Here is a 13251-nt window from a genome sequence, read left to right on the forward strand (position 1 = left end):
GGGTGGCGCTCTATGCGTGAGCGTCTACCGTAAATCAGGTGCCAAGGTTATCGTTATTCGGTCCCGTCCGTCCGGGTTCTGTTCGCTTTCGGGCAAATCCTTGTTTAGACTTGTCCGTTCTTCATTCTTCTGCAAAAGGTCTCGCCCCATGCCGATCGCCGCCAACAAGGCTGTCTCCATTGACTATACCCTGACCAACGACGCTGGTGAGGTCATCGACAGCTCCGCCGGCGGCGCGCCGCTGGTCTACCTGCAAGGCGCAGGTAACATCATCCCGGGCCTGGAAAAGGCTCTGGAAGGCAAAGAGGTTGGTGATGAGCTGACCGTTGCCGTAGAACCTGAAGATGCCTACGGTGAATACTCCGCCGAACTGGTCAGCACCTTGAGCCGCAGCATGTTCGAAGGTGTCGACGAGCTGGAAGTGGGCATGCAGTTCCACGCTTCCGCGCCGGACGGCCAGATGCAGATCGTCACTATCCGCGATCTGGATGGCGATGACGTTACTGTCGACGGCAACCACCCGCTGGCTGGCCAGCGTCTGAACTTCCAGGTGAAAATCGTGGCCATCCGCGACGCCTCCCAGGAAGAAGTGGCCCACGGCCACGTTCACGGTGAAGGCGGTCATCAGCACTGATTGATGCGTTAATCAGCTGGTAGCAAAAACGCCCCGACTGGTTCGGGGCGTTTTTTTTGTCCTGAGAATGTACGCGATCCAAATGTGGGAGCGGGCTTGCTCGCGAATGCAGTGGGTCAGTCGATACATGCATTAACTGATACACCGCGTTCGCGAGCAAGCCCGCTCCCACAAGGAAAACTGTGATCTATGGGCAAACAAAAATGCCCCGGACCTTTCGGTACGGGGCATTTTTTAACTGTTACGCAACTGACGTCGCGTTGGCAGTTGTTACCACTCAGGCTGCAGCAGGAACGCTCAGAGCCTTGATGTGGCCATTCAGGCGGCTCTTGTGGCGAGCGGCCTTGTTCTTGTGGATGATGCCTTTATCGGCCATACGGTCGATAACCGGCACAGCCAGAACGTAGGCTGCTTGAGCTTTTTCAGCGTCTTTGGTGTCGATGGCTTTAACTACATTCTTGATGTAGGTACGAACCATGGAACGCAGGCTGGCGTTGTGGCTGCGACGCTTCTCAGCCTGTTTTGCACGTTTTTTGGCGGAAGGTGTGTTGGCCACCGTCGAGCTCCTCGAAAGACTTTTTAGGAAATAGCAAACAAAATAGGCCGCGAATCATGCCGATGACTTGACGGGTTGTCAAGGGCGGCTGATGCGAACTGCTGAGTGGTCGATCTGAAGAGGCGGGTGATTTATTTCCGGCGCTTGACCTGTAAACTCGCGAGCTTTGGCGCTGTGCTGTTGCAGGCGCGCAGTATCGCATAAGTGGGCGCACAGTTCGCCTGCTCTTTATCCATAGGCGCAAACTCTTTCAATGAATCTGCTCAAATCGTTGGCTGCCGTCAGCTCTATCACGATGATCTCCCGGGTGTTGGGGTTCGTGCGCGATACCCTGCTGGCGCGCATTTTCGGCGCCAGCATGGCCACGGATGCGTTCTTCATCGCCTTTAAATTGCCCAACCTGCTGCGCAGGATCTTCGCCGAGGGGGCATTTTCCCAGGCGTTCGTGCCGATCCTGGCCGAATACAAGACCCAGCAGGGCGAGGAAGCGACCCGCACCTTTATTGCTTACGTCTCGGGCCTGCTGACCCTCGTCCTGATGCTGGTCACTGTCCTCGGCATGCTTGCCGCGCCCTGGGTGATCTGGGCCACGGCCCCCGGCTTTGCCAATACCCCGGAAAAATTTGCGCTGACCACCGATCTGCTGCGCGTGACCTTTCCTTATATATTGCTGATCTCCCTGTCGTCCCTGGCGGGCGCAATCCTCAATACCTGGAACCGTTTTTCGGTGCCGGCGTTCGTGCCGACCCTGCTCAACGTCAGCATGATTATTTTCGCGCTGTTCCTCACGCCTTACTTCGACCCGCCGGTCATGGCTCTCGGCTGGGCCGTCCTCGCAGGCGGCCTGGCGCAGCTGCTTTATCAACTGCCGCACCTGAAAAAAATCGGCATGCTCGTACTGCCGCGTCTCAACCTGAAAGACACAGGCGTCTGGCGCGTGATGCGCAATATGTTACCGGCGATCCTCGGCGTATCGGTCAGCCAGATCTCCCTGATCATCAATACTGCCTTCGCCTCGCTGCTGGTCTCTGGTTCCGTGTCGTGGATGTACTACGCCGACCGCCTGATGGAGCTGCCCTCCGGCGTGCTCGGCGTGGCGCTGGGCACGATCCTGCTGCCAACCCTGGCGCGCACTTACGCGAGCAAGGACCGCCAGGAATACTCGCGCATTCTCGATTGGGGCCTGCGCCTGTGTTTCGTGCTGGTGCTGCCATGCTCACTGGCCCTCGGCATCCTGGCCGAGCCGCTGACAGTCTCACTGTTCCAGTACGGCCAATTCGACGCGCATGACGCCTTGATGACCCAGCGCGCACTCATCGCCTATTCGGTCGGCCTGCTCGGCATCATCGTGATCAAGGTGCTGGCGCCGGGCTTTTACGCCCAGCAGAACATCCGCACGCCGGTGAAAATCGCAATCTTCACGCTGGTCGTCACTCAACTGCTCAACCTGGTGTTCATCGGGCCGCTGGCCCATGCCGGCCTGGCCCTGGCCATCAGCGCAGGCGCCTGTATCAACGCGGGCCTGCTGTTTTACCAACTGCGCAAGCAGCAGATGTTCCAGCCACAGCCGGGTTGGGGCCTGTTTGCGTTCAAGCTGCTGGTGGCGGTGGCGATGATGTCAGCGGTGCTGCTCGGGCTGATGCACTTCATGCCAGCGTGGGACCAGGGCTTCATGCTGGAGCGCTTCATGCGTCTTGGCATACTGGTGGTGGCCGGGGTGGTGGTGTACTTCGGGATGTTGCTGCTGCAGGGTTTCCGTCTGCGCGATTTCAATCGCAAGTCCCTGGGATAGAGAGTTTGTCGCGATAAAACAGCTGTTTTATCGATTCGATCCATTTGGCCTGCGCTGTTGCCTGTCGTCCGGGGCCGGGTGTGGTTATAATCGACCACTTTATGAGCAAGAAGCGCGTTATGCAGCTGGTTCGAGGTCTCCACAACCTGCGCCCCGAGCATCGGGGCTGCGTCGCCACTATTGGCAACTTTGACGGTGTTCACCGTGGTCACCAGGCTATCCTGGCCCGGCTGCGTGAGCGTGCTGTCGAGCTGGGCGTGCCCAGCTGCGTGGTGATTTTTGAACCACAGCCGCGCGAGTTCTTCAGCCCCGATACCGCGCCTGCGCGGCTTGCGCGTTTGCGCGACAAGCTGCAACTGCTGGCCGAAGAGGGCGTCGATCGAGTGCTGTGCCTGGCGTTCAACCAGCGCCTGCAAAGCCTCAGCGCCGCCGAGTTCGTCGACCGTATCCTGGTCGATGGCCTGGGCGTGCAGCACTTGGAGGTCGGCGACGATTTCCGTTTCGGCTGCGATCGCGTGGGCGATTTCGATTTCCTGCAACACGCCGGCGTCAACCAGGGATTCACCGTTGAAGCCGCGCAAACCGTCGAACTGGACGGCCTGCGCGTGAGCAGCACCCAGGTGCGTAATGCCCTGGCCGCTGCCGACTTCGCCCTTGCCGAGCGCTTGCTCGGTCGCCCGTTCCGCATTGCCGGGCGGGTACTGCACGGTCAGAAGCTGGCGCGCCAACTGGGCACGCCGACGGCCAACGTGCAACTCAAGCGCCGCCGTGTGCCGCTGACCGGGGTTTATCTGGTCAGCGTGGACATCGACGGCCAATCGTGGCCGGGAGTCGCCAACATAGGCGTCAGGCCCACGGTTGCAGGTGATGGCAAGGCCCACCTGGAAGTTCACCTGCTGGATTTTGCCGGCGATTTATACGACCGGCGTATTACGGTGGTTTTCCACCAGAAGCTGCGTGAAGAGCAGCGCTTCGCCTCGCTTGAGGCGTTGAAAACGGCGATCAATGCGGATGTCGCCGCCGCCCGTGCACTAGCCGCACCTAGCGCCCATCGCTAACCGAAGAGCCTTAAATGACCGACTATAAAGCCACGCTAAACCTTCCGGACACCGCCTTCCCAATGAAGGCCGGCCTGCCACAGCGCGAACCGCAGATCCTGCAGCGCTGGGACAGTATTGGCCTGTACGGTAAGTTGCGCGAAATTGGCAAGGATCGTCCGAAATTCGTGCTGCACGACGGCCCTCCTTATGCCAACGGCACGATTCACATCGGTCATGCGCTGAACAAGATTCTCAAGGACATGATCCTGCGCTCCAAAACCCTGTCGGGCTTCGATGCGCCGTATGTCCCGGGTTGGGACTGCCACGGGCTGCCGATCGAACACAAGGTCGAAGTGACCCACGGCAAGAACCTGGGCGCCGATAAAACCCGCGAGCTGTGCCGTGCCTACGCCACCGAGCAGATCGAGGGGCAGAAGTCCGAATTCATCCGCCTGGGTGTGCTGGCCGAGTGGGACAACCCCTACAAGACCATGAATTTCAAGAACGAGGCCGGTGAAATCCGCGCCCTGGCCGAAATCGTCAAGGGCGGTTTCGTGTTCAAGGGCCTCAAGCCCGTGAACTGGTGCTTCGACTGCGGTTCGGCGCTGGCTGAGGCAGAAGTCGAATACGAAGACAAGAAGTCTTCGACCATCGATGTGGCCTTCCCGATCGCTGACGAAGCCAAACTGGCCCAGGCGTTCGGCCTGGCGAGCCTGAGCAAGCCGGCGGCCATCGTGATCTGGACCACCACCCCGTGGACCATCCCGGCCAACCAGGCGTTGAACGTGCACCCTGAATTCACCTATGCCCTGGTGGATGTGGGTGATCGCCTGCTGGTGCTGGCCGAAGAAATGGTCGAGGCGTGCCTGGCACGCTACGAACTGCAAGGTTCGGTCATCGCCACCACCACCGGCTCCGCACTGGAGCTGATCAATTTCCGTCATCCGTTCTATGACCGCCTGTCGCCGGTGTATCTGGCCGAATATGTCGAGTTGGGTTCGGGTACGGGCGTGGTGCACTCCGCGCCGGCGTATGGCGTGGACGACTTCGTGACCTGCAAGGCCTATGGCATGGTCAACGACGAGATCCTCAACCCGGTGCAGAGCAACGGCGTCTATGCACCGTCTCTGGAGTTCTTCGGCGGCCAGTTCATCTTCAAGGCCAACGAACCGATCATCGAAAAACTGACGGAAGTCGGTGCGCTGCTGCACACCGAAACCATCAAACACAGCTACATGCACTGCTGGCGCCACAAGACTCCGCTGATCTACCGCGCCACCGCGCAGTGGTTTATCGGTATGGATAAACAGCCCGCCAGCGGCGACACCCTGCGCAACCGCGCAATCAGCGCCATCGAAGACACCAAGTTCGTCCCGGCCTGGGGCCAGGCGCGTCTGCACTCGATGATCGCCAACCGTCCGGACTGGTGCATCTCCCGCCAGCGCAACTGGGGCGTGCCGATCCCGTTCTTCCTCAACAAGGAAAGTGGCGAACTGCACCCGCGCACCGTCGAATTGATGGAGGTCGTGGCCCAGCGCGTCGAGCAGGAAGGCATCGAAGCCTGGTTCAAGATGGACGCCGCCGAGCTGTTGGGCGACGAAGCGCCGCTGTACGACAAGATCAGCGACACCCTCGACGTGTGGTTCGACTCCGGCACCACCCACTGGCACGTGCTGCGCGGTTCCCACCCGATGGGCCACGAGACCGGCCCGCGGGCCGACCTGTACCTGGAAGGCTCGGACCAGCACCGTGGCTGGTTCCACTCGTCATTGCTGACCGGCTGCGCCATCGACAACCACGCGCCGTACCGCGAACTGCTGACCCACGGTTTCACCGTCGACGAGACGGGCCGCAAGATGTCCAAGTCGCTCAAAAACGTGATCGAACCGAAAAAAATCAACGACACCCTGGGCGCCGACATCATGCGTCTGTGGGTAGCGTCGACCGATTACTCGGGCGAGATTGCTGTTTCCGAGCAGATCCTGGCGCGCAGCGCCGATGCCTACCGACGCATCCGCAATACCGCACGCTTCATGCTGTCGAACCTGACCGGCTTCAATCCGGCCACCGACCTGCTGCCGGCAGAAGACATGCTCGCCCTGGACCGTTGGGCCGTGGACCGTACCCTGTTGCTGCAGCGCGAGTTGCAGGAGCACTACGGCGAATACCGCTTCTGGAACGTCTACTCCAAGATCCACAACTTCTGCGTGCAGGAGCTGGGTGGTTTCTACCTCGACATCATCAAGGACCGCCAGTACACCACCGCTGCCAACAGCACGGCGCGCCGCTCTGCGCAGACCGCGCTGTACCACATCAGTGAAGCACTGGTGCGCTGGATCTCGCCGATCCTGGCGTTCACCGCAGACGAGTTGTGGGAATACCTGCCGGGCGAGCGTAATGAGTCCGTGATGCTCAACACCTGGTATGAAGGCCTGACCGAACTGCCGGCCGACTTCGAACTGGGCCGCGAGTACTGGGAAGGCGTGATGGCCGTCAAGGTTGCGGTGAACAAGGAGCTGGAAGTCCAGCGTGCGGCCAAGGCCGTGGGTGGCAACCTGCAAGCCGAAGTCACACTGTTTGCCGAGGAGGGCCTGACCGCCGACCTGAGCAAACTGAGCAACGAACTGCGCTTCGTGCTGATCACCTCCACCGCGAGCCTGGCACCGTATGCCCAGGCGCCGGCAGACGCGGTCGCCACCGAGGTGCCAGGCCTCAAGCTCAAAGTGGTCAAGTCGGCCTTCCCCAAGTGCGCCCGTTGCTGGCACTGCCGTGAAGATGTCGGCGTGAACCCTGAGCATCCGGAAATCTGTGGTCGTTGCGTCGACAACATCACCGGTAGCGGCGAGGTTCGCCACTATGCCTGAGGCCACTAGCCGTTTCGGACGCCTGGGCTGGCTCGTATTGAGCGTGCTGGTGCTGGTCATCGATCAGGTCAGCAAGGCTCATTTCGAAGGCTCCCTGGAAATGTTCCAGCAAATCGTGGTGATCCCGGATTACTTCAGCTGGACCCTGGCCTACAACACCGGCGCCGCCTTCAGCTTCCTGGCTGACGGCGGCGGCTGGCAGCGCTGGCTGTTTGCCCTGATCGCCGTGGTGGTCAGCGCGGTGCTGGTGGTATGGCTCAAGCGCCTGGGGCGCGATGACACCTGGCTCGCCATCGCTCTGGCGCTGGTGCTGGGCGGCGCGTTGGGCAACCTGTACGACCGCATTGCCCTGGGTCATGTGATCGACTTCATCCTGGTGCATTGGCAGAACCGTCACTATTTCCCGGCGTTCAACTTTGCAGACAGCGCCATCACCGTCGGTGCAATCATGCTTGCGCTGGATATGTTCAAAAGCAAGAAGACCGGAGCGTCCGCCAATGACTGATCATGAAGTGGCTGAACAACGCATCGGCCAAAACACGCAAGTCACCTTGCATTTTGCGCTGCGCCTTGAGAATGGCGACACCGTCGACAGCACGTTTGACAAGGCCCCGGCCACCTTCAAGGTAGGCGATGGCAACTTGCTGCCGGGTTTCGAAGCGGCGCTGTTCGGCTTCAAGGCCGGCGACAAGCGCACCCTGCAGATCCTGCCGGAGAACGCCTTTGGCCAGCCTAATCCGCAAAACCTGCAGATCATCCCGCGTTCGCAGTTCCAGGACATGGACCTGTCGGAAGGTTTGCTGGTGATCTTCAATGATGCGGCAAATACCGAGTTGCCCGGTGTGGTCAAAACCTTCGATGACGCGCAAGTGACCATCGACTTTAACCACCCGCTGGCCGGTAAAACCTTGACGTTCGACGTTGAAATCATCGACGTTAAAGCGCTGTAACTAAATGTGGGAGGGGGCTTGCTCCCGATAGCAGTGTGTCAGGTATGAAAAATTGACTGACCCACCGCCGTCGGAAGCAAGCCCCCTCCCACCTTTGATTTCCACAGGCAGTTCGGCCAGCATCAAAACCTGACTCAAACTGGCTGCAAGACACGAGGCACAGCATGCAAATCAAACTCGCCAACCCCCGTGGCTTCTGCGCCGGCGTGGACCGGGCGATCGAAATCGTCAACCGCGCCCTGGAAGTCTTCGGGCCGCCGATTTACGTGCGTCATGAAGTTGTCCACAACAAATTCGTGGTCGAAGACTTGCGCGCACGCGGTGCCATTTTTGTCGAAGAGCTCGACCAGGTGCCGGACGACGTAATCGTTATCTTCAGCGCCCACGGGGTGTCCCAGGCCGTGCGCACCGAAGCGGCGGGCCGAGGCCTTAAAGTATTCGATGCCACCTGCCCGCTGGTCACCAAGGTGCACATCGAAGTGGCGCGCTACAGTCGCGACGGCCGGGAATGCATTCTGATTGGCCATGCCGGTCACCCGGAAGTCGAAGGCACCATGGGCCAGTATGACGCCACTAACGGCGGCTCCATCTATCTGGTGGAAGACGAAAAAGACGTCGCCAGCCTGCAGGTGCACAATCCCGAGCGTTTGGCTTTCGTGACCCAGACCACGTTGTCCATGGACGACACGAGCCGTGTCATCGATGCCTTGCGCACCCGCTTTCCGGCCATTGGCGGCCCGCGCAAGGACGACATCTGCTACGCCACGCAGAACCGCCAGGATGCGGTCAAGCAACTGGCCGACGAATGCGACGTGGTGCTGGTGGTCGGCAGCCCCAACAGCTCCAACTCCAACCGCTTGCGCGAGCTGGCTGAGCGGATGGCGACACCGGCATACCTGATCGACGGTGCCGAAGACCTGCAGCGCAGCTGGTTCGACGGTGTTGAGCGCATCGGCATTACCGCTGGCGCCTCGGCTCCGGAAGTATTGGTGCGCGGCGTGATCCAGCAACTGCATGCCTGGGGTGCGACCGGTGCCGACGAACTGGCGGGTCGTGAAGAAAACATCACGTTCTCCATGCCCAAGGAGCTGCGGGTTCGTTCGCTGCTTTGATTGCCAGGGTGCCGGAGCTACTCCGGCACAACGCCTGCTCGGCCCTGTCGCTGCGCAGGCTGATGCGTCCGCTGGGCGCCAGTACCACCTGATACAGGCTCAGCGCCAAATCCGCGTCGCACACGTGCACAGTGCCTGCACGAAACCCTCCGCCGACAAATACCGGCTCGCCTATCCCACTGAACCGCACCTGGCTTCTAACCGGACTGTTACCTGCCATCGGCACGCGTGCGCTGTCCTGGCGTACCCGCAACACTGGATTATCGTCATCCTGATAACCGCGTCCGTTTATATCCACCACCACACGCCATCCACGGCTCCAATCGTCGTCCACGGAGTGAATGATTACGGGCTGATTCCGCGCGATGGCCTCAGTGCGCGCGTAGCGCATGCCGCTGGCCAGGGATTGCGCGGCCTCCTGGCGGTGCCGGGAATCCAGCAAACCTTTGAAACCTGGCACGGCCAAATGCGCCAGGATGCCGCTCATGATCAAGCCCAGCAGCAGTTCGATCAGGGTAAAGCCCCGTTGTTTCATAAGTCGTCCCTCCATGGACCGGCTGAGTATTGAAGTGGCCTGTTCAGGTATAGCGCTCAAGTCCCTGCGTTGAATGATGGCCTTAATGTCCAAAGTATTTCGCTTTGTTCCCGCAGCGGCGGGGGTGAAAAAGCGACGCTAGTCTTGGGTCGCACCGCAGGAGTTTCCTGCGTTTTTTCGGCCCTCGACATGGATAACGACGGTAAATGCCTGCCTGCCCAACCTCCTTTTGTCCCAAGTGCCAAGCGGGCATGACTCTGATCGAAGTGCTGGTGGCGATGCTCATGCTCACCGTCGGTCTGTTGGGCGCGGCGGTGGTCCAGCTCAACGCGCTCAAGTACACCGACAGCGCGCGCATGATCAGCCAGGCCAGCTTTATCGCCTACGACCTGCTCGACCGCATGCGCGCCAATGTCGGGGCTGATTACGCATGGGCACGCACCGAGTACGCGCCGCCGGCCAGTTCCAGCGCCAGCGTGCGTGACCTCGACTTGCATGATTTCGACGCCAATATCGTCGCGTTTGCCGGTGAAAGTGCCAAGGGGGCGGTCACCCTTCGCGGTAGCGAAGTAATCGTCAGTATCAGTTGGGATGACGCGCGGGGCTCGAACGTCAGTGGGGCACGGCAAACCTTCAGCCTGACCGGCCGTATCACCGGCGACGCGGATGTTGCGCCATGAATCGTGCTGATCGAGGTTTCAGTCTGGTGGAAATGCTGCTGGCGTTGGCAGTTGGCCTGCTGTTGACGCTGGGTGTCAGTCATGTGGCGATCAGTGCCCGAGCGTCCCAGGCCAGCCAGCAGGCGGCAATGCTGTTGCAGGATGATGCACGCTTCGTGCTCAGCAAAATGATTCAGGACATTCGGCAGGTGGGCATGTTTGGTTGCCAGTCCAGGGCGTTTATCGCCGATGCGCCGTTGGCGTTTGATCGGCCGATCAGTTGGGCCGTAACGGGCAGCTCCAGATCGCTGACGTTGGTGACGGCCGATGTGGGAGAGGGCAACGGCCTGCCGGATTGGACGGTGCTGTCCGACTGTTCCGGCCATGCGCAAGCCTTTGCCGGAGCTCCTCCTTCGGTAGCCCCTGGGCAGATACGCTTCGCGATACGGCAATTGACCTACACCTTCGAGTCGGGCCAGTTGAAGGTCAGCACACCGGCGGCCCCGGCAAAAACGGTGTTGGTGGATAGCGTGCAGGCGTTCGACTTGAGTTTTGGCGTGGCGGCTCAATCCGAGTCGCAGCATGTGTTGCGTTATGAAAAGAGCCCGGCCGACGAGTCATTGATCCGCAGCGTGCGCATTCGCTTGACACTGCAAGACCCCACCGGGCGCGTGAAAGACCAGACCTACAACGTCGTTGCGGCGTTGCGTAACCGGCTGGGGTAAGGGGATATGGCAGGTAAGCGCGCACTTCACCATCGGCAGGCGGGCATGGTGTTATTGATCAGCCTCGTGTTCCTGCTGCTGTTGTCACTGGCCGGTTTGTCGTCGATGCAGGGTGCGGTGTCCCAGCAGAAAAGCGCGGGCAGTGCATGGCATCGCAATCAATCGCTGCAACGTGCCGAAAGTGGCCTGCGATTGGGTGAGTCGAGTCTGCGTCGAACCGCTGCCGCATGGCCAGTGTGTGCATCGGTCAAGGCCTGTGCGCCACCGCAGGAGTCGTCCGCAGTGATGGGGCCAGGGACTCATCCTGTTTCGACAGTGAAGTGGATAGCCATGCCGGACGGTGTTTATGGGATCCAGTCGCTCGGGCCGGCAGAGGGCCTGCTGCATCTGCCGCCGCACACCCCGGCGGCACTGTATCGGATCACGGCCGTGGGGATCAGCGGACAGGTACGCACTGTGCTGGAGGCCATGTACGCGCAGGTGGGAGAGGGGCAGGGCGCGCGGTATCGGCGGGTCCTGTGGCGACAGTTGCATTAAGGAGATCTGTAATGGGCATGGAGAACCGGGGTTTCACCCTGATCGAGTTACTGATCGCCGTGGCGATCATCGCGTTGCTGGCCGGTATTGCCTATCCCGGCTACAGCGGCCATGTAAAAAAAGCCTATCGCGCAGAAATCGTCGCGTTGCTGACAGATCAGGCGCAGCATCTGGAGCGCTTTTACAGCCGGAACGGCACCTTTATTGATGCGAGCGGCGTCAGTGATGGCAATGATCGCTATAGAATCACGGCTGCATTGGGCCTCCATGCATTCAGCCTGCTCGCGACGCCTGTCGCCGACTCGGTGATGGCGACCGATCCCTGCGCAGCGTTCGGTCTCGCCAGCACCGGGGAACGCACCAACCCGGGGGCGATGCCCGACATGTCGCGCAAGACATGCTGGGGGCAGTGATGAGCGTGCAGGAAGATTGGGCGCCGGGCGCGCCTTTCCCTTTTTATCGGCTGGATCAAATAATGGCTAAGCAACAGCAAGTGGTGATTGTCGGCGGCGGTGTAATTGGATTGCTGACGGCGTTCAACCTTGCCACTCAAGGGCTGGCGGTGGCTCTGCTGGACCGCGCGGGTCTGGGCCAGGAGTCCTCCTGGGCGGGGGGCGGGATTGTTTCGCCGCTGTACCCGTGGCGTTACAGCCCGGCAGTCACTGCGCTGGCCCACTGGTCACAGGATTTTTATCCACAGCTGGCAGCGCAATTATTTGCCGCAACCGGCGTCGATCCGGAGGTGCACACCACCGGTTTGTACTGGCTGGACCTGGATGACGAAAACGCAGCGCTGGCCTGGGCTGCCCGCGAAGATCGACCGTTGAGCAAAGTCGACGTTTCGGCGGCGCATGATGCGGTTCCCGTATTGGGCGGCAGTTACTCCCAGGCCATTTACATGGCAAACGTGGCCAATGTGCGCAATCCGCGCCTGGTCAAATCCCTCAAGGCTGCTTTGCTTGCCTTGCCCGGTGTGACCCTTCACGAACAGTGCGAGGTCGACGGGTTCGTTTTGGACGGTGACGCGGTGGTGGGCGTGAACACGCCGGCAGGGCCGATCCTGGGTGATCAGGTAGTACTCGCAGCAGGTGCCTGGAGCGGGGAGCTACTGGGCAAACTGGGCTTGGCGCTGCCCGTGGAGCCGGTCAAGGGGCAGATGATTCTGTACAGATGTGCGCCTGATTTTTTATCGAGCATGGTGCTGGCCAAGGGGCGCTATGCGATTCCCCGGCGCGATGGTCACATTCTGATCGGCAGCACCCTGGAGCACGCTGGATTCGACAAGACGCCAACCCAATACGCGTTGGAAAGCCTCAAGGCCTCGGCCGAGGAATTGATACCCGTGCTGGCGGATGCCGAAGTGGTTGGCCATTGGGCTGGTTTGCGCCCAGGCTCGCCGGAGGGCATTCCTTATATCGGCGAGGTGCCGGGCTTCAAGGGGCTGTGGCTCAACTGCGGGCATTACCGCAATGGCCTGGTGCTTGCCCCGGCATCCTGTCAGTTGTTCGCTGACTTGCTGCTTGAGCGGAGGCCGATCATCGACCCCGCACCCTATGCGCCCGCAGGTCGACTCAACGCTGGATAGATTTCGGCCCCTGCTCCAGGTGCGCCTGGGTGCAATACCAGTCCTGACGAGAGCTGATGGCGCGATCCTGCGGCAAATGCACGCCGCAGTGGGCGCAGCGCACCATCAGCGCCGCGCCGGGTTCACCGGGACGTTGCTGCCGGGCCGCCGGGCTTTTGAACTTGCGCCATAACCATACCGCGGCAGCAATGACGGCAATCCAGAACAGTAGACGAACCATGATGGGCAGTTTCTCGACAGGGAATGCGGCAGTTTAGCCAAG

15 protein-coding genes and 1 pseudogene are annotated in these 13251 nt (G+C 60.7%); 12 read left to right on the top strand and 4 right to left on the bottom strand.

The genetic code is table 11. From position 1 onward, the window contains the following. Window positions 1-51 precede the first annotated feature (51 nt). A pseudogene (locus TU75_RS27985) lies at window positions 52-180 on the bottom strand (DUF3565 domain-containing protein); the annotation flags it as partial. Between TU75_RS27985 and TU75_RS04175 the strand changes: the two are divergent. Further along, window positions 149-634 carry an FKBP-type peptidyl-prolyl cis-trans isomerase gene (locus TU75_RS04175; RefSeq protein ID WP_004372402.1) on the top strand — a complete coding sequence of 162 codons (486 nt, stop codon included), beginning with the start codon at window positions 149-151 and terminating at the stop codon, window positions 632-634. The pseudogene TU75_RS27985 and the gene TU75_RS04175 overlap by 32 nt on opposite strands. A gap of 277 nt (window positions 635-911) precedes the next feature. Here TU75_RS04175 and rpsT read toward each other — a convergent pair whose 3' ends face one another. Then, window positions 912-1190 carry a 30S ribosomal protein S20 gene (gene rpsT, locus TU75_RS04180; protein ID WP_003188401.1) on the bottom strand — a complete coding sequence of 93 codons (279 nt, stop codon included), beginning with the start codon at window positions 1188-1190 and terminating at the stop codon, window positions 912-914. 253 nt (window positions 1191-1443) lie between these two features. Between rpsT and murJ the strand changes: the two genes are divergently transcribed. From murJ to ispH, 6 genes are all read left to right on the top strand, one after another. Continuing rightward, window positions 1444-2982: a murein biosynthesis integral membrane protein MurJ gene (gene murJ / locus TU75_RS04185; RefSeq protein WP_060548291.1), complete on the top strand. Its 1539-nt coding sequence runs from the start codon at window positions 1444-1446 to the stop codon at window positions 2980-2982. A 119-nt stretch (window positions 2983-3101) separates the two neighbouring features. Further along, window positions 3102-4040 (top strand): bifunctional riboflavin kinase/FAD synthetase, encoded by a 939-nt coding sequence (gene ribF, locus TU75_RS04190; protein WP_004372396.1) that lies wholly within the window; start codon window positions 3102-3104, stop codon window positions 4038-4040. A 14-nt stretch (window positions 4041-4054) separates the two neighbouring features. Further along, the gene (ileS, locus tag TU75_RS04195) at window positions 4055-6886 is read left to right on the top strand and encodes an isoleucine--tRNA ligase (RefSeq protein ID WP_060548292.1); all 2832 of its coding nucleotides are present in this window, start codon (window positions 4055-4057) and stop codon (window positions 6884-6886) included. Next, entirely contained in the window at window positions 6879-7391 is a 513-nt protein-coding gene (lspA, locus tag TU75_RS04200) for a signal peptidase II (protein ID WP_004372393.1), read from the top strand. Before ileS ends, lspA begins: the two co-directional genes overlap by 8 nt. A 7-nt stretch (window positions 7392-7398) precedes the next feature. Next, a complete protein-coding gene (fkpB, locus tag TU75_RS04205; RefSeq protein WP_004372392.1) occupies window positions 7399-7836 on the top strand; it encodes an FKBP-type peptidyl-prolyl cis-trans isomerase in 438 nt (145 codons plus the stop codon). Window positions 7837-8000: 164 nt separating this feature from the next. Further along, window positions 8001-8948, top strand: coding sequence for a 4-hydroxy-3-methylbut-2-enyl diphosphate reductase (gene ispH, locus TU75_RS04210; RefSeq protein WP_004372390.1), 948 nt, complete (start codon window positions 8001-8003; stop codon window positions 8946-8948). Here the strand turns inward: ispH and TU75_RS04215 are convergent. Beyond that, on the bottom strand, window positions 8902-9483 hold the full coding sequence (locus TU75_RS04215) for a GspH/FimT family pseudopilin (RefSeq protein WP_060548293.1): 582 nt from the start codon (window positions 9481-9483) through the stop codon (window positions 8902-8904). The two genes, ispH and TU75_RS04215, sit on opposite strands and share 47 nt — an antisense overlap. Before the next feature lie 206 nt (window positions 9484-9689). On the opposite strand from TU75_RS04215, the gene pilV reads away from it, so the two are divergent. From pilV to thiO, 5 genes are all read left to right on the top strand, one after another. Then, window positions 9690-10163 carry a type IV pilus modification protein PilV gene (pilV, locus tag TU75_RS04220; RefSeq protein ID WP_060548294.1) on the top strand — a complete coding sequence of 158 codons (474 nt, stop codon included), beginning with the start codon at window positions 9690-9692 and terminating at the stop codon, window positions 10161-10163. Then, window positions 10160-10867: a PilW family protein gene (locus TU75_RS04225; protein ID WP_060548295.1), complete on the top strand. Its 708-nt coding sequence runs from the start codon at window positions 10160-10162 to the stop codon at window positions 10865-10867. Before pilV ends, TU75_RS04225 begins: the two co-directional genes overlap by 4 nt. 6 nt (window positions 10868-10873) lie before the next feature. Next, entirely contained in the window at window positions 10874-11404 is a 531-nt protein-coding gene (locus tag TU75_RS04230; protein WP_060548296.1) for a PilX N-terminal domain-containing pilus assembly protein, read from the top strand. 11 nt (window positions 11405-11415) lie between these two features. After that, window positions 11416-11817 carry a type IV pilin protein gene (locus TU75_RS04235; protein ID WP_004372380.1) on the top strand — a complete coding sequence of 134 codons (402 nt, stop codon included), beginning with the start codon at window positions 11416-11418 and terminating at the stop codon, window positions 11815-11817. A 62-nt stretch (window positions 11818-11879) separates the two neighbouring features. Continuing rightward, window positions 11880-12989 carry a glycine oxidase ThiO gene (gene thiO / locus TU75_RS04240; protein WP_060548297.1) on the top strand — a complete coding sequence of 370 codons (1110 nt, stop codon included), beginning with the start codon at window positions 11880-11882 and terminating at the stop codon, window positions 12987-12989. Here the strand turns inward: thiO and TU75_RS04245 are convergent. After that, window positions 12976-13209, bottom strand: coding sequence for a PP0621 family protein (locus tag TU75_RS04245; protein WP_004372376.1), 234 nt, complete (start codon window positions 13207-13209; stop codon window positions 12976-12978). The genes thiO and TU75_RS04245 overlap by 14 nt on opposite strands. Window positions 13210-13251 lie beyond the last annotated feature (42 nt).

It is taken from the genome of Pseudomonas poae, from assembly GCF_001439785.1.
Taxonomy (GTDB): Bacteria; Pseudomonadota; Gammaproteobacteria; order Pseudomonadales; family Pseudomonadaceae; genus Aquipseudomonas; species Aquipseudomonas poae.

Excerpts from the sequence above, each read along its gene's own strand:
- TU75_RS04225 (WP_060548295.1), top strand. The coding sequence starts at position 10,160 with ATGAATCGTGCTGATCGAGGTTTCAGTCTGGTGGAAATGCTGCTGGCG.
- ribF (WP_004372396.1), top strand. The coding sequence starts at position 3,102 with ATGCAGCTGGTTCGAGGTCTCCACAACCTGCGCCCCGAGCATCGGGGC.
- murJ (WP_060548291.1), top strand. The coding sequence starts at position 1,444 with ATGAATCTGCTCAAATCGTTGGCTGCCGTCAGCTCTATCACGATGATC.
- ispH (WP_004372390.1), top strand. The coding sequence starts at position 8,001 with ATGCAAATCAAACTCGCCAACCCCCGTGGCTTCTGCGCCGGCGTGGAC.
- TU75_RS04235 (WP_004372380.1), top strand. The coding sequence starts at position 11,416 with ATGGGCATGGAGAACCGGGGTTTCACCCTGATCGAGTTACTGATCGCC.
- thiO (WP_060548297.1), top strand. The coding sequence starts at position 11,880 with ATGGCTAAGCAACAGCAAGTGGTGATTGTCGGCGGCGGTGTAATTGGA.
- TU75_RS04245 (WP_004372376.1), bottom strand. The coding sequence starts at position 13,209 with ATGGTTCGTCTACTGTTCTGGATTGCCGTCATTGCTGCCGCGGTATGG.
- TU75_RS04230 (WP_060548296.1), top strand. The coding sequence starts at position 10,874 with ATGGCAGGTAAGCGCGCACTTCACCATCGGCAGGCGGGCATGGTGTTA.
- lspA (WP_004372393.1), top strand. The coding sequence starts at position 6,879 with ATGCCTGAGGCCACTAGCCGTTTCGGACGCCTGGGCTGGCTCGTATTG.
- TU75_RS04175 (WP_004372402.1), top strand. The coding sequence starts at position 149 with ATGCCGATCGCCGCCAACAAGGCTGTCTCCATTGACTATACCCTGACC.
- TU75_RS04215 (WP_060548293.1), bottom strand. The coding sequence starts at position 9,483 with ATGAAACAACGGGGCTTTACCCTGATCGAACTGCTGCTGGGCTTGATC.
- pilV (WP_060548294.1), top strand. The coding sequence starts at position 9,690 with ATGCCTGCCTGCCCAACCTCCTTTTGTCCCAAGTGCCAAGCGGGCATG.
- ileS (WP_060548292.1), top strand. The coding sequence starts at position 4,055 with ATGACCGACTATAAAGCCACGCTAAACCTTCCGGACACCGCCTTCCCA.